The organism is Arenimonas composti TR7-09 = DSM 18010 (assembly GCF_000426365.1).
Classification (GTDB): domain Bacteria; phylum Pseudomonadota; class Gammaproteobacteria; order Xanthomonadales; family Xanthomonadaceae; genus Arenimonas; species Arenimonas composti.
The window spans coordinates 789557-803716 of sequence record NZ_AUFF01000001.1 but is presented as its reverse complement, the minus strand read 5'-3'; the positions used below and the strand labels follow the sequence as shown (position 1 = coordinate 803716).

Genomic DNA, 14160 nt, shown 5'->3' with positions numbered 1-14160 from the left:
GGGCCGCCCTCAGGCGGTGGCGCGTATGGTAGCCCCGAGGCGGTCGAAAATCCGGTCGATGTGTTCGCGATTCAGGATCAGCGGCGGCGACAGCGCGATGGTGTCGCCGGTACAGCGCACCATCAGGTTCTGCTCGTGGAACGCGCGTTTGAAAACCTCGTAGCCGCGACTACCGGGAGCGTCCGGACGGGCCGCCAGCTCGACCGCGCCGACCAGGCCGTAATTGCGGATGTCGATGACGTTCGGCAGGCCCTGCAGCGCGTGGATCCGCTCCTCCCAGTAATCGCCCAGTTCGTGCGCGGCGGCGAACAGGTTCTCCTCGGCGTAGACGTCCAGGGTCGCCAGCGCCGCCGCGCAGGCCAGCGGGTGGCCGGAGTAGGTGTATCCGTGGAAGAGCTCGATCGCGCCTTCCGGACCGTTCATGAAGGCCTCGTGGATCGCCTGCGACACGAACACCGCGCCCATCGGCGCGGCGCCGTTGCTCAGGCCCTTCGCGGTCGTGATCATGTCCGGCACCACCCCGAAGCGCTGCGCCGCGAAGCAGTCGCCGACGCGGCCGAAGCCGGTGATCACCTCGTCGAAGATCAGCAGGATGCCGTGCTTCGTGCAGATCTCGCGCAGGCGCTGCAGATAGCCCTCCGGCGGCAGGATCACGCCGGCGCTGCCGGCGATCGGCTCGACGATCACCGCCGCGATCGTGCTCGCGTCGTGCAGCGCGACTAGGCGCTCGAGTTCGTCGGCGAGTTCCGCGCCGTGCTTCGGCAGGCCGCGGCTGAAGGCGTTGCGGCGCAGGTCGAGCGTATGCGGCAGATGGTCGACGCCGGGCAACAGCGCACCGAAGAACTTGCGGTTGTTCGCCAAGCCGCCGACCGAGATGCCACCGAAGCCGACGCCGTGGTAACCCTTCTCGCGCCCGATCAGGCGGGTGCGCTGGCCCTCGCCGCGCACGCGGTGGTAGGCCAGCGCGATCTTCAGCGCGGTGTCGACCGACTCGCTGCCGGAGTTGGTGTAGAAGACGTGCTGCAGCGGCGCCGGCGCCAGCGCCGCCAGCCGCTCGGCGAGCACGAAGGGCAGCGGATGGCCCATCTGGAAGCTCGGCGCGAAATCCAGCGTCGCCGCCTGGCGCTGGATCGCCGCGACGATCTGCGGGCGCGCATGGCCGGCATTGCAGCACCACAGGCCGGCGGTGCCGTCGAGGATCTCGCGGCCGTCGACGCTGCGGTAATACATGCCTTCGGCGCTGGCGAGCAGGCGTGGCTCGGCCTTGAACTGGCGGTTGGCGGTGAAAGGCATCCAGTAGGCGTCGGTGCGCTCGGGCGCGGACGTGGCCAGCGTCGCGGGATCGCGCGGCGCGGCGGAAGCGGTGTCGGGGGAGCTCATGGTCACCTCGCGTGCGGGTGCGCCGCACGCTAGCAACGTTGAAAAAACTTTACAAATGACCCGCCTGGTCGCCGCGATTTGACACCCCCGGCGGCCGCTGTTGAATATTCCGCAACATTCCGCCCGGGGCTCCCATGGACATCGGCATCCGGCTGCAGACGGTGCGCAAGCGCCGTGGCCTGAGCCAGCGCGAACTGGCCAAGCGCGTCGGCGTCACCAATTCGACGATCTCGCTGATCGAGCAGAACAAGGTCAGCCCCTCGGTCGGTTCGTTGAAGAAGGTGCTCGACGGCATCCCGATCTCGCTGGCCGACTTCTTCACGATGGACCTCGACCGCGGCGGCGACAGTCCCTTCTACGCGCTCGACGAACAGCCGGACGTCGGCAACGACGGCATCCACTACTTCCTCGTCGGCCAGCACCGCCCGAACCGGCAGATGTGCCTGCTGCGCGAGGTGATGCCGGCCGGCAGCGACACCGGCACGACGATGCTCAGCCACGACGGCGAAGAGGGCGGGGTCGTGGTGTCGGGCCGGGTCGAGGTGACCGTCGGCGACCAGGTGCGTGTGCTCGGCCCCGGCGAGGCCTGGTACTTCGACAGCCGGCAGCCGCACCGCTTCCGCAACGTCGGCGAGGGGGAGGCGGTGATGGTGAGCGCGAGTACGCCGCCGACGTTCTGAGGCATCGATATCGCGCCTGAAGGCGCTCCTACGGCAATGAGCAGATCCGGAGAGGACCGACCATGAACCGCCCGACCACCCGCGCAGGCTGGGAACAGCTCGCCTCTGGACTCCAGTTCCGCCACCAGGCCTGGATCGACGGCCGCTGGACCGACGCCGCCGACGGCCGCACCTTCGCCGCGACCAGTCCGATCGACGGCCGCACGCTCGCCAATGTCGCGCGCTGCAGCGGTCCCGATGTCGATGCGGCCGTGCGGGTGGCGCGCCGGGCGTTCACGGACGGGCGCTGGTCGGAAACAGCGCCGAAACACCGCAAGGCGGTGCTGCTGAAGCTCACCGAGCTGATGCGCGAGCGCGCGCTGGAACTGGCCCTGCTCGACAGCCTCGACATGGGCAAGCCGGTGCGCGACGCGCTCGATGTCGACGTCGCCGCGTCGGCGCGCTGCATGCAGTGGACCGCCGAGGCCGTCGACAAGGTCTACGGCGAGGTCGCGCCGACCGGTCCCGACGAGCTCGGCCTGGTCACCCGCGAGCCGCTCGGCGTGGTCGCGGCGATCGTGCCCTGGAACTTCCCGCTGCTGATGGCCTGCTGGAAGCTGGCGCCGGCGCTGGCCTGCGGCAATTCGGTGATCCTGAAGCCATCCGAGAAATCGCCGCTGAGCGTGCTGCGTCTGGCCGAGCTCGCCGCCGAGGCCGGCCTGCCGGACGGCGTGCTGAACGTGCTGCCCGGCTTCGGTAACGAGGCCGGCGAGGCGCTGGCCCTGCACATGGACGTCGACGGCCTGGTGTTCACCGGTTCGACCGCGGTCGGCAAGCACCTGCTGGTCTGCGCCGGGCGCTCGAACATGAAGCGCGCCTACATGGAATGCGGCGGCAAGTCGCCGAACATCGTCTTCGCCGACGCGCCCGACCTCGAGCAGGCGGCGCAGGCCGCGGCCGGCGGCATTTTCTACAACCAGGGCGAGGTCTGTACCGCGGCCTCGCGGCTGCTGGTCGAACGCTCGATCCGTGACGAGTTCGTCGCCCGCGTCGCCGAGATCGGCCGGCAGATGCAGCCGCAGCATCCGCTGGATCCGGGCGCCTCGATGGGGGCGATGGTCGACGAGACGCAGACCGCGCGCGTGCTCGAGTACATCGCGAAAGGGCGCGACGAGGGCGCGCGCCTGGTGATCGGTGGCGAGCGGGTCGAACCGGTCGCCGGCGGCTGCTACATCGCGCCGACGATCTTCGACGGCGTCGAGCCCACGCACACGATCGCCCGCGAGGAGATCTTCGGGCCGGTGCTCAGCGTCATCGCCTTCGACGACGAGGCCGAGGCCCTGCGCATCGCCAACGACAGCGATTACGGCCTCGCCGCCGGCCTGTTCACCCGCGACATCAGCCGCGCCCACCGCGTCGCCCGCAAGCTGCGCGCCGGCAGTGTCTGGGTGAACTACTGGGACGGCGGCGACATGACCGCGCCCTTCGGCGGCTACAAGCAGAGCGGCAACGGCCGCGACAAGTCGCTGCATGCCTTCGAGAAGTACACCGAGGTCAAGGCGACCTGGATCAACCTGACCTGACCCCGGCGGTGTAGGAGCGGCTTCAGCCGCGATGCCCTTCTTTCGAACGTTTCCGCGGGAACAGCATCGCGGCTGAAGCCGCTCCTACAGTGGGCTCGCCACCCGGAAATGGCGGCGGAGCATCACCACCGCGAACGCCGCCGCGACGCTCAAGGCCGCGCACAGCCCCGCCGCCGCCGCCATCGTCCGCACATAGGCCGCGCGCGCGGCCTGCAGCAGCGGCTCGCCGCCGACGCCGAGTTCGCCGGCAGCGTCGGTGGCGCCACCCAGCGTCGAACGCGCGGCCGCCAGGGTTTCCGCGGACAGGCCGGCCGGCGCGAGCTCGGCGAAGTGCATCCGGTACAGCGCCAGCACGACGCTGCCGAGTACCGCGATGCCCAGCGCCCCGCCGAACTCGAAACTGGTCTCGCTGATGCCGGACGCGGCGCCGGCGCGTTCCGGCGGCGCCGAACCCATCACCAGATCCGTCGTCAGCGCGCCGAGCGGGCCGAGGCCGGCGCAGAACAGCACGTAGCCGGCGATGATCCCGGCGAAAGGAAGCACGTCGATCCAGACCAGCACCAGGAAACCGAGTGCCGACACCGCCAGGCCGCCGGCGAGCACGCCCGCCAGCGACCAGCGCCGCGCCATCCGCGGCGCCAGCATCGATCCGGCGACGAACACGAGACTGGTCGGCGCCGTCCACAGCCCGGCCTGCAGCGGCGTCATGCCGAGCACGAGCTGGAAATACTGGGCGATGAACAGGAAGTAGCCGAAGGCGATGAAGATCGAGACCACGTTGACCGTCAGCGCCGCGCTGAAGGCCGGCAGCCGGAACAGCGACAGGTCGATCAGCGGTTCGGCCAGGCGCGCCTGCCGGCGCGCGAACCACCAGCCCAGCAGCGCGCCGGCGGCGACGATCGCCAGCGCCGTGACGCCGATGCCGTGCTCGGCGATGTGCTTCATGCCGTAGATCACCGCCAGCACGCAGCCGATCGCCAGCACCACGCTGGCGAGGTCCTGGCGGCCGACGGAAGGGTCGCGGAACTCCGGCAGCAGACGCGGCCCGACCAGCAGCAACAGCAGCATCACCGGCACCGCCAGCAGGAACACCGAGCCCCACCAGAACCACTGCAGCATCAAGCCGCCGATCACCGGCCCGAGCATGCCGCCGGCCGAAAACGCGGCGATCCACACGCCGATCGCGGTCGCGCGCTCGCGCTCGTCGAGGAACATGTTGCGGATCAGCGACAGCGTCGACGGCGACAGCGTCGCCGCGGTGACCCCGAGCAGGGCGCGGCTGGCGATCAGCATCTCCGCGCTGGTCGAGAACGCCGCCAGCACCGACGACGCACCGAAGGCCGCGGCGCCCCACAGCAGCAGCCGCCGGCGGCCGATGCGGTCGCCGAGCGTGCCCATCGTCACCAGCAGGCCGGCGAGCAGGAAGCCGTAGATGTCGACGATCCACAGCGCCTGCGCCGCGGTCGGCCGCAGTTCCTGCTGGATCTGCGGCATCGCCAGGAACAGCACGTTGAGGTCCATCGAATAGATCAGGCAGGGCAGGGCGAGCACGCCCAGGCCGATCCATTCGCGGCGGCTCGCCTTCGGCCCGACGTCGGGCCCTGCGGTTTCAGCCATGTTCGAGCAGGGCCTGCAAGCGGGCGAAGCTGGCACCGAAGCCGCCGCGCATCGATTCGAAGTTGCCGGCGAACACGGCGCGCTGCGTGTCGCTCGCGGCGTGCGCCGCACCGTGCAGGCGCAGTGTCGTGACACCGTCGGCTTCGGCGAAGGTGACCGTGTAGCGGATCCACAGCGGCCAGTCGGCGTCGAACGGCGGCGGTACCGCTTCGCCGGCGGCATCGCAGAAGGCGGCGTCGTACTGGATGCGATCCGGCGCTTCGATCGCGAGGTAGCGCAGCACCGCATGCCAGGCGTCGACGCCGTCGTCCATGCGAAAGAGGAAGCGGCCGCCGGGGCGGAAGTCGAGCGCTTCGACCGTCGTCCTGCGCTGCGGCGGCCCCCACCAGCGCGCCAGCGCGGCGGCTTCGGACCAGGCGCGCCAGATCCGCTCGCGCGGCGCGGCGAAGCGGCGGCTGATCACCAGTTCGCCGGCGAGTTCGCATTCCAGCCGGTCGAGCGTCTGCTGCGCGCCTTCGGCGGCGCCCCAGGCGGCCTTGGCGTCGCGGTCGGCCTGGCGTTCGAAGTGCATCGTGAACTCGACGCGGGTACCGCCGTTCGCCAGCGCGGTCAGCCGCACCTCGCCCTGGAAATCCGGCGGCAGGTCGGCGCCGCCGCTGTGGCGCCAGCGCAGATGCCGCGGCGCCTCGACGATGTTGTAGTCGATGAAGTTCGGGTATTCGACGCCGTCCGGCCCGATCATCGTGAACACCCAGTGGCCGCCGGCGCGCAGGTCCATCGCGTGGGTGACGGTGCGGAAGCCGAAGGGCCCCCACCACACCGCCAGTTGCGCCGGTGTGGTGAAGGCGGCGAACACGCGCTCCGGCGGCGCCGCGAGTTCGCGCACATAGCGCAGCGCCAGCGGATCGGCGATCACCGACGGCGGAATCGGCTGGCCCTGCATCAGCCTTCCCGATTGCAGTTGACCATCCACGGCGTGCCGAAGCGGTCGATGCCCATGCCGAAGCGCCTGGCCCAGAAGGTCTCGCCCATCGGCATCTGGATCGTCGAGGCGCCTTCCATCAGGCCGGCGAACAGGCGTTCGGCTTCGGCCGGGTCATCGCACTGGATCGATACGGTCATGTTTTCGCCGCCGGACTTCCAGAACGCCGGCGGACAGTCGCTGCCCATCAGGATCAGTTCGCCGACGCGCAGCTCGGTGTTCATCACCTTGTCCATGAATTCCGGCGGCATCGGTCCGCAGCCTTCGGGTTCCGAGTTCGCGCCTTCCGGTTCCGGCGGCGCGTCGCCGTAGCGGTAGATGCCGGTGTTCTTCGCGCCGAGGACCTTCGCGTAATGCGCGAACGCCTCCTCGCAGTCGCCGTTGAAATTCAGGTACGGGTGGATCGCGGTGATCGCCATCGTCTTCGCTCCGTCAGGACTGCGGGGTGAGGAACGCCTGCAGGCGTTCGAGGGTCTGCCGCCAGCCTTCGCCTTCGCCCTGGTCGCGGGTGAGGCCGGTATGGCGGACGAACATCACGGTGCCGGTGCCATTCGGCGCCAGCCGGACTTCGATGCGGCTGCGTTCGCTGAAGCCCTCGCGCAGCGCGTAGTCGCCGTCGGGCGTCGCGAAGCCGAACTCGATCAGCAGCCGGTGCGGTGCTTCGACCGCGAGGAACACGCCGCGCACCCACACCGGCTCCATGTCGGGGTGGCCGTGGCGGAAGCGGATCTCGCCGCCGGCGCGCGGGTCGAGCCGGCAGTGCTCGAGGGTGAATTCGTCGGGGCGGAACCATTCGGCGAAGGCTTCGGCGCGGGACCAGGCGTCCCAGACGCGCTGTACCGGAGCGGCGAACTCGCGGCGGAATTCGAGGGCGACGACGCCGTCGGCATCGGCTGGCGTATTCATCGTGGGCTCCGGGTGCGCCGTTTGCGGGCGGCGGTGGTTTTCGACTTCGCGGGTTTCGGGGACTTCTCCGGTTTCGCTGTCGCCGCGCCGGGCGCCGGCTTTTTCCCTGCTTCGGCCTCCGCCGCCATCGTTTCGGCGAGGAATGCCTCGAGCCGGTCGAAACGCGACTCCCACAGCCGCCGATACGGTTCGAGCCAGGCGTCGGCGTCCTTCAGCGGGCCGGCGTCGAGCCGCACCGGCCGCCACTGCGCCTCGCGTCCGCGGGTGACGAGACCTGCCTTCTCGAGGACCTTCAGGTGCTTGGACACCGCCGGCAAGCTCATCGCGAACGGCTGCGCCAGTTCGGTGACCGAGGTCTCGCCGGCGGTGAGCCGCGCCAGGATCGCCCGGCGGGTCGGGTCGGCGAGGGCGGCGAAGGTTTCGCTGAGGCGGTCCACGGGCGAACAACCATCCGGTTAATTAACCAGATGGTTTTCTACGCCCCGATCCGGGGTGCGTCAAGTCCCCGTGGCAAAGACAAAAAATGCCCGGAACCCGACTCACCACAGCGCATCGCGCAGCTTGAACCACGCCATCGCCGCGACCAGCAGCGGCGTGCGCAGCGCGCGGCCGCCGGGGAAGTCGGCGTGCGGGATCTTCGCGAACGCATCCAGCCGCGTCGCCTGTCCCTTGATCGCCTCGGCGATGACCCGCCCGGCCAGACCGGTGGCGGCGACGCCGTGGCCGCTGAAGCCCTGGGCGAAATAGACGTTGTCGCCGAGCCGGCCCCAGTGCGGGGCGCGGTTGCGGCTGATGTCGACGTAGCCGCCCCAGACCTTGTCGAAGCCGACCCCGGCCAGCTGCGGGAACACGCGCGTCATCCGCCGCCGCATCGTGCCTGCGAGGTCCGGCGGCGGCAGCGTCGAATAGCTGGCGCGGCCGCCGAACAGCAGGCGGTGGTCGTGGCTCAGGCGGAAGTAGTCGAGCGCCCAGTTGATGTCGGCCACTGCCATGCCGTTGCGGATCAGGTCGGCGGCGAGCTCCGGCGGCAGCGGCGTGGTCGCGCCGATGTAGGTGCCGACCGGCATGATCTTGCGCTCGAGTTCCGGGGCGATGCGCTGCAGCAGCGCATTGCCGGCGAGGACCACGTGGTCGGCGACCAGCTCGCCCCCGGTGGTGACCAGCGTCGGGGTCGCGCCGCGGCGCAGCGCCGTCACCGGCGAGTCCTCGAAGATGCGCACACCGGCCGCCAGCGCCGCTCTCGCCAGGCCGTTCGTGTACTCCAGCGGATGCAGGTGACCGGACTTCGGGTCGTACAGGCCGCCGAGGTAGCGCGGGCTCGGCAGCACCGCCTGCAGGCGCTCGCGGTCCCACCACTGCAGCGGATAGCCGTAGGTATCGCGCAGTTCGGATTGCCATTCCTGCAGTTCCTGCACCTGCCGCGGCTTGATCGCGACATGCGCGTGGCCGTCGCGCCAGTGCGCGTCGATGCCGTGCTCGCGGATGCGCTCGCGCACCATGGCCACGCCTTCCAGCGACCAGTCGAACATCTCCTTCGCCAGCGCCTGCCCGACCAGGCTGGCGATCTTCGCCTCGCCGCAGCCGAAGCCGAAGATCACCTGGCCACCGCTGCGCCCGGAAGCGCCCCAGCCGATGCGCCTGGCCTCGACGATCGCGACGGTGAAGCCGGCGGCCGCCAGTTCCAGCGCCGCCGACAGCCCGGTCAGGCCGGCACCGAGGATCGCGACGTCGACGCGTTGGCGCCCCTGCAGGCGTGCTTGCGAAGGCAGCGGTGCGGCACTGCCGGCGTACCAGGAATCGATGTGGGCGGACGGCGCGGATTTCGCCACGTCAGACCTGCCGCAGGTACCAGTCGATCTCGAGGGTGGTGACCTCGCGCGAGAACGAGCGCAGTTCCTTGAGCTTCTGCTGGCCGTAGATGTGGCGGAAGCGGTCGCCGAAGTGGCGCACGACGAAGTCGCTGGCCATGAAGTCGCGGATCGTGTCGCGCCAGTACAGCTCGCGCATCTCGCCCTGTTCGTAGGCATTGCCGACGGTCGGCGCCCCCGGGTCGCCCTGGTCCTCGAGGCCTTGCAGGATGCCGGCCAGCACCGCCGCGGTGACGAGATAGGGATTGGCGTCGGCGCCGGCGATGCGGTGCTCGATGCGCAGGTTGACCGGATCGCTGTGCGGGATGCGCATCGCCACCGTGCGGTTGTTGAAGCCCCAGGCGTCGTTGAGCGGCACGAAGGCGTTCAGCACGAAACGGCGGTAGCTGTTGGCATGCGGCGCGAACAGCAGCATGCAGTCGTCGCTGGCGCGCTGCAGGCCGGCGACGGCGTGCTTCAGCACGTCGGCCGGCGCGTCCGGTGTCGAGGCGAAAACGTTGCGTCCTTCGCGGTCGAGGAGGCTGACGTGGATGTGGGTGCCGCTGCCGGCCTGGTCGGCGAAGGGCTTGGCCATGAAGCTGGCCATCTGGCCGCGCCGGGCGGCGACCGCCTTGATCGCCCGGCGCAGGTACATGGCGTCGTCGCAGGCCGCGACCGCATCGGCGCGGTGCTTGAGATTGATCTCGAACTGCCCCGGCGCGTATTCGGCGACCGCGGTGTCGGCGGGAATGCCCTGGGCGCGGCAGGCGTCGGCGACCGCGTCGATGAAGCCGCGCTGGTCGTCCAGGTCCTGCAGGTAATAGACCTGGGTCGCCTGGCTGCGCTCGCCGGTCGCCGGGTTCACCGCGACCTGCGGCCGGCCACCGGCGTCGAGCTGCGCGTCGAGCAGGTAGAACTCCAGCTCCACCGCGACCACCGGCGTCAGCCCGCGGGCGGTGAACTTCTCGACGACCCGGCGCAGCACCTCGCGCGGCGCCGCCGCGAACAGGCCGCCGGCGCCGTCTTCCATCTGCAGCAGCAGCTGCGCGCCGGGGCGGTCGAGCCAGGGCAGCGGGCGCAGGCTGCCCGGCACCGGCCGGCAGATGCGGTCCTCGTCGCCGATGTCGTAGCCGAGGCCGGTTTCCTCGACGGTGTTGCCGGTGATGTCGGTGGCGATCAGCGACATCGGCAGGCAGACGCCGTCGCGATAGACCTTGGCCAGGGCCTCGCCAGTGATGCGCTTGCCGCGGACCAGGCCGTTCATGTCGGGCAGCAGCAGGTCGACCTGGTCGAGCGCGGGCAGGGCGGCGAGCGCCGCGGCGTCGGGTTCGGGCAGGAATTCGGCGGTCATGGCGGCTCGTCCGCGGGGTTGCCCGAGCATAGCACCGGGTCCGAAACCGTAAAGAATCCTCATCCCCGCGTTGCAGAAATCGAACGCCGGCGGTAACGTCGGGCATCCTTTCGCGAGGCAGCGCATGGCCCCGGTTCCGCTGGTCGGACTGCCGGCGGATCGCAAGCAGATCGGGCTGCATCCGTTCCAGGCGGTCGGCGAAAAGTACATCCGTGCCGTGGTCGACGGTGCCGGCGCATTGCCGGTGCTGCTTCCTTCGCTGGCACCGCCGCTGGACCCGGCCGAGGTGCTGGGCCGCCTCGACGGCCTGCTGCTGACCGGCGCCTACAGCAACATCGAACCCCACCACTACGGCGACGACGGCGACCACGTCGGCGAACGCGACCCGGCACGCGATGCCAGCACGCTCGGCCTGATCCCGCAGGCGATCACGCTCGGGGTGCCGGTGCTGGCGATCTGCCGCGGCCTGCAGGAGGTGAACGTCGCCCTCGGCGGCCGCCTGCACCCGAAGGTGCACGACGTCCCCGGCCTGGCCGACCACCGCGAGGACACCGACGAACCGATCGGCGTGCAGTACGCGCCGGCGCATCCGGTGCACCTGGCCGAAGGCGGCCTGCTCGCCCGCATCAGCGGCGGCCGCGAGGCGACGGTCAACTCGCTGCACGGGCAGGGCATCCGCAGCCTGGGCCGCGGCCTCGTCGTCGAGGCGACCGCGCCCGACGGCCTGGTCGAAGCGGTGCGACTGGACGACCCGCAGCGCTTCCTGCTCGCGGTGCAATGGCATCCGGAGTGGCGGGTCGTCGAGAATCCCTTCTACCTGGGCATCTTCCAGGCGTTCGCGGCAGCCTGCCGGGAACGGGCCGAATCCAGGACGTCACGATGAGTCGCAAGAAGACCACGAAAGCCGCGAAAGCCGCCAGGCCCGCGCCGAAACCGGTGCAGACGCAGGCGGAACAGCAGGAGAGTTCGCTCAAGCGCTGGCTGAAGGAGCAGCGCATCACCGAGGTCGAATGCCTGGTGCCGGACATCACCGGCAATGCCCGCGGCAAGATCATCCCGGCGCCGAAGTTCTCGCACGACTACGGCACCCGCCTGCCCGAGGGCATCTTCGCGACGACGGTCACCGGCGACTATCCGGACGAATACGACGAGATCGTGTCGCCTTCCGATTCCGACATGCTGCTGCGCCCGGATCCCGACACCGCCCGTCTGGTGCCGTGGGCGGAGGCGCCGACCGCGCAGATCATCCACGACTGCTACACGAAATCCGGACGCCCGCACGACCTGGCGCCGCGCAATGTGCTGCGGCGCGTGCTGGCGCTGTACGAGGAGATCGGCCTGCGCCCGGTGATCGCGCCGGAGCTGGAGTTCTTCCTGGTGCAGCGCAATACCGACCCCGATTTCCCGCTGCTGCCGCCGGCCGGACGCAACGGCCGCCCGGAGACCGCGCGGCAGTCCTACTCGATCGACGCGGTCAACGAGTTCGACCCGATCCTCGACCTGATGTACGACTACTGCGAGGCGATGGAACTCGACGTCGACACCCTGGTGCACGAGTCGGGCGCGGCGCAGCTGGAAGTGAACTTCGTGCACGCCGACCCGCTGTCGCGCGCCGACCAGGTGTTCCTGTTCAAGCGCACGATGCGCGAGGCGGCGATGCGCCACGGCATCTACGCGACCTTCCTCGCCAAGCCGATGGAGAACGAGCCCGGCAGCTCGATGCACATCCACCAGAGCCTGGTCGACGGCGACGGCCGCAACGTGTTCGCCGGCAGCAAGACGCATCGGCTCAGCACGACCTTCCGCCATTACCTCGCCGGCCTGCAGAAGTACGTGCCGGCGGCGATGGCCTTCTTCGGTCCGAACGTGAACTCCTATCGCCGCCTCGCCTTCGGCGAGGTGTCGCCGAAGAACGTGCAGTGGGGCTACGACAACCGCACCTGCGGCCTGCGCGTGCCGCTGGACGATCTCGAGAACACCCGCGTCGAGAGCCGCTTCGCCGGTTCGGACACCAATCCCTACCTGGCGCTGGCGGCGACCCTGGCCTGCGGCTATCTCGGCATGAAGGAGAAGCTGGAGCCGACCGAGCCGATCGCCGGCAGCGCGCACGAGGCCGGCTACGGCCTGCCGCGCTCGCTCGAGGAGGCGATCGCCGAACTGCGCGCCTGCGCGCCGCTGGTCGAGCTGCTGGGCGAGCGCTTCGTGCGCGCCTATACCGCGGTCAAGAGCAAGGAACACCAGACCTACCTGCGCGTGATCAGCTCCTGGGAACGCGAGTTCCTGCTGCTCAACGTGTAACCACACCTGTAGGAGCGCCTTCAGGCGCGATGCAACGTAGGAGCGCCTTCAGGCACGATGGATTTTCAACGGGATCGCGCCTGAAGGCGCTCCTACAAGGAGAGGGGAGGAGAGAGGTTTGGACATCCGGGAACTGCAGCGGCTCGACGCCGCCCACCATCTGCATCCGTTCAACGACAACGCGGCGTTGGCGAAGCGCGGCACCCGCCTGCTGACGCGCGGCGAGGGCTGTCACGTCTGGGATGCCGACGGCAACCGCCTGCTCGACGCCTTCGCCGGCCTGTGGTGCGTCAACGTCGGTTACGGCCGCCGCGAGCTGGGCGAGGTCGCGGCGAAGCAGATGCAGGACCTGGCCTACTACAACAGCTTCTTCCAGTGCACCACCGAGCCGACCGTGCGGCTCGCCGCCAAGCTCGCCGAGCTGATGCCGCACGACCTGAACCATGCGTTCTTCACCAACTCGGGTTCCGAGGCCAACGACACGATCCTGCGCATGGTCCGCCACTTCTGGGCGGTGCAGGACAAGCCGCGGAAGAACATCTTCATCGGCCGCCACAACGGCTACCACGGCTCGACCGTCGCCGGCGCCAGCCTCGGCGGCATGAAGGGCATGCACAAACAGGGTGGACTGCCGATCCCGGACATCCACCACATCGATCCGCCGTTCTGGTTCGGCGACGGCGGCGACCTGCCGGAAGAGGAATACGGGCGGATCTGCGCGCAGCGGCTGGAGGACAAGATCCTCGAACTGGGCGCCGACCGCGTCGCCGCCTTCATCGGCGAGCCGGTGATGGGCGCGATCGGCGTCTGGATCCCGCCGCGCAACTACTGGCAGGAGATCGAGAAGATCTGCCGCCGCCACGACGTGCTGCTGGTCGCCGACGAGGTGATCTGCGGCTTCGGCCGCACCGGCGAGTGGTTCGGCGCCCAGACCTTCGATTTCCGCCCGGACATCATGACCCTCGCCAAGGGCATCACCTCGGGCTACATCCCGCTCGGTGCGGTGATGTTCAATGACCGCGTCGCCGAAGTGCTCGCCACCCGCGGCGGCGAGCTGGCGCACGGCTACACCTATTCCGGGCATCCGGTCTGCACCGCGGTGGCGCTGGAGAACATCCGGATCCTGCAGGAGGAGGGCATCGTCGAGCGGGCCCGCGACCACGTCGCGCCGTATCTGGCGCAGCGCTGGCGCGAGCTCGGTGAGCACCCGCTGGTCGGCGAGGCGCGTATCGTCGGCATGGTCGGCGCGCTGGAGCTGGTGCCGGACAAGCCCGGCCGCCGCGGTTTCGCCGAGAAGGGCGTGGTCGGCACGCGCTGCCGCGACATCGCCCTGGCCAACGGCCTGATCCTGCGCGCGACCAACGACGCGATGCTGCTGTCGCCGCCGCTGGTGATCACCCGCGAGGAAGTCGACGAGCTGTTCGGCAAGGCCTGGAAATCGCTGGACATGACCGCCCGCGAGTTCGGGATCGCCGGGGTGTGAGGCCGCCGGGCCGCCGCCCCCGGTCGCGGGGGTGAGCCGGCTCTGGTGGCGGCG

At 69.9% G+C, this 14160-nt stretch carries 13 protein-coding genes; 5 read left to right on the top strand and 8 right to left on the bottom strand.

From position 1 onward, the window contains the following. Positions 1 to 9: 9 nt before the first annotated feature. Entirely contained in the window at positions 10 to 1380 is a 1371-nt protein-coding gene (gene aptA, locus K311_RS0103645; protein WP_026816190.1) for an omega-aminotransferase AptA, read from the bottom strand. A gap of 134 nt (positions 1381 to 1514) precedes the next feature. Between aptA and K311_RS0103640 the strand changes: the two genes are divergently transcribed. Both K311_RS0103640 and K311_RS0103635 read left to right on the top strand, forming a co-directional pair. Next, entirely contained in the window at positions 1515 to 2060 is a 546-nt protein-coding gene (locus tag K311_RS0103640) for a cupin domain-containing protein (protein WP_026816189.1), read from the top strand. Positions 2061 to 2122: 62 nt separating this feature from the next. Beyond that, a complete protein-coding gene (locus tag K311_RS0103635) occupies positions 2123 to 3622 on the top strand; it encodes an aldehyde dehydrogenase (protein WP_026816188.1) in 1500 nt (499 codons plus the stop codon). Between the two features lie 84 nt (positions 3623 to 3706). Here K311_RS0103635 and K311_RS0103630 read toward each other — a convergent pair whose 3' ends face one another. From K311_RS0103630 to K311_RS0103595, 7 genes are all read right to left on the bottom strand, one after another. Continuing rightward, on the bottom strand, positions 3707 to 5239 hold the full coding sequence (locus K311_RS0103630; RefSeq protein ID WP_026816187.1) for an MFS transporter: 1533 nt from the start codon (positions 5237 to 5239) through the stop codon (positions 3707 to 3709). Beyond that, on the bottom strand, positions 5232 to 6182 hold the full coding sequence (locus tag K311_RS17435) for an SRPBCC family protein (RefSeq protein WP_051239434.1): 951 nt from the start codon (positions 6180 to 6182) through the stop codon (positions 5232 to 5234). Before K311_RS17435 ends, K311_RS0103630 begins: the two co-directional genes overlap by 8 nt. Beyond that, positions 6182 to 6640 (bottom strand): VOC family protein, encoded by a 459-nt coding sequence (locus K311_RS0103615; RefSeq protein ID WP_026816186.1) that lies wholly within the window; start codon positions 6638 to 6640, stop codon positions 6182 to 6184. The genes K311_RS17435 and K311_RS0103615 overlap by 1 nt, the downstream gene beginning before the upstream one ends. Before the next feature lie 13 nt (positions 6641 to 6653). Continuing rightward, a complete protein-coding gene (locus K311_RS17430; RefSeq protein WP_051239433.1) occupies positions 6654 to 7127 on the bottom strand; it encodes an SRPBCC family protein in 474 nt (157 codons plus the stop codon). Beyond that, entirely contained in the window at positions 7124 to 7564 is a 441-nt protein-coding gene (locus tag K311_RS15135) for an ArsR/SmtB family transcription factor (RefSeq protein WP_043796903.1), read from the bottom strand. Before K311_RS15135 ends, K311_RS17430 begins: the two co-directional genes overlap by 4 nt. Before the next feature lie 102 nt (positions 7565 to 7666). After that, positions 7667 to 8956, bottom strand: coding sequence for an NAD(P)/FAD-dependent oxidoreductase (locus K311_RS0103600; RefSeq protein WP_026816185.1), 1290 nt, complete (start codon positions 8954 to 8956; stop codon positions 7667 to 7669). 1 nt (position 8957) lies between these two features. After that, positions 8958 to 10325 carry a glutamine synthetase family protein gene (locus K311_RS0103595; protein WP_026816184.1) on the bottom strand — a complete coding sequence of 456 codons (1368 nt, stop codon included), beginning with the start codon at positions 10323 to 10325 and terminating at the stop codon, positions 8958 to 8960. Positions 10326 to 10449: 124 nt separating this feature from the next. Here K311_RS0103595 and K311_RS0103590 point away from each other — a divergent pair, with 124 nt between their 5' ends. From K311_RS0103590 to K311_RS0103580, 3 genes are all read left to right on the top strand, one after another. Then, positions 10450 to 11208 (top strand): gamma-glutamyl-gamma-aminobutyrate hydrolase family protein, encoded by a 759-nt coding sequence (locus K311_RS0103590; RefSeq protein ID WP_026816183.1) that lies wholly within the window; start codon positions 10450 to 10452, stop codon positions 11206 to 11208. Continuing rightward, positions 11205 to 12623, top strand: a complete 1419-nt coding sequence (locus K311_RS0103585; RefSeq protein ID WP_043796901.1) for a glutamine synthetase family protein — start codon at positions 11205 to 11207, stop codon at positions 12621 to 12623. The genes K311_RS0103590 and K311_RS0103585 overlap by 4 nt, the downstream gene beginning before the upstream one ends. Positions 12624 to 12741: 118 nt before the next feature. Then, a complete protein-coding gene (locus K311_RS0103580) occupies positions 12742 to 14106 on the top strand; it encodes an aspartate aminotransferase family protein (RefSeq protein ID WP_026816181.1) in 1365 nt (454 codons plus the stop codon). The last annotated feature ends 54 nt before the right edge of the window (positions 14107 to 14160 follow it).

Bases quoted from the DNA above. Each gene is read 5' to 3' on its own strand.
- aptA (WP_026816190.1), bottom strand. From the start codon at position 1,380: ATGAGCTCCCCCGACACCGCTTCCGCCGCGCCGCGCGATCCCGCGACG.
- K311_RS0103640 (WP_026816189.1), top strand. From the start codon at position 1,515: ATGGACATCGGCATCCGGCTGCAGACGGTGCGCAAGCGCCGTGGCCTG.
- K311_RS0103635 (WP_026816188.1), top strand. From the start codon at position 2,123: ATGAACCGCCCGACCACCCGCGCAGGCTGGGAACAGCTCGCCTCTGGA.
- K311_RS0103630 (WP_026816187.1), bottom strand. From the start codon at position 5,239: ATGGCTGAAACCGCAGGGCCCGACGTCGGGCCGAAGGCGAGCCGCCGC.
- K311_RS17435 (WP_051239434.1), bottom strand. From the start codon at position 6,182: ATGCAGGGCCAGCCGATTCCGCCGTCGGTGATCGCCGATCCGCTGGCG.
- K311_RS0103615 (WP_026816186.1), bottom strand. From the start codon at position 6,640: ATGGCGATCACCGCGATCCACCCGTACCTGAATTTCAACGGCGACTGC.
- K311_RS17430 (WP_051239433.1), bottom strand. From the start codon at position 7,127: ATGAATACGCCAGCCGATGCCGACGGCGTCGTCGCCCTCGAATTCCGC.
- K311_RS0103595 (WP_026816184.1), bottom strand. From the start codon at position 10,325: ATGACCGCCGAATTCCTGCCCGAACCCGACGCCGCGGCGCTCGCCGCC.
- K311_RS0103590 (WP_026816183.1), top strand. From the start codon at position 10,450: ATGGCCCCGGTTCCGCTGGTCGGACTGCCGGCGGATCGCAAGCAGATC.
- K311_RS0103585 (WP_043796901.1), top strand. From the start codon at position 11,205: ATGAGTCGCAAGAAGACCACGAAAGCCGCGAAAGCCGCCAGGCCCGCG.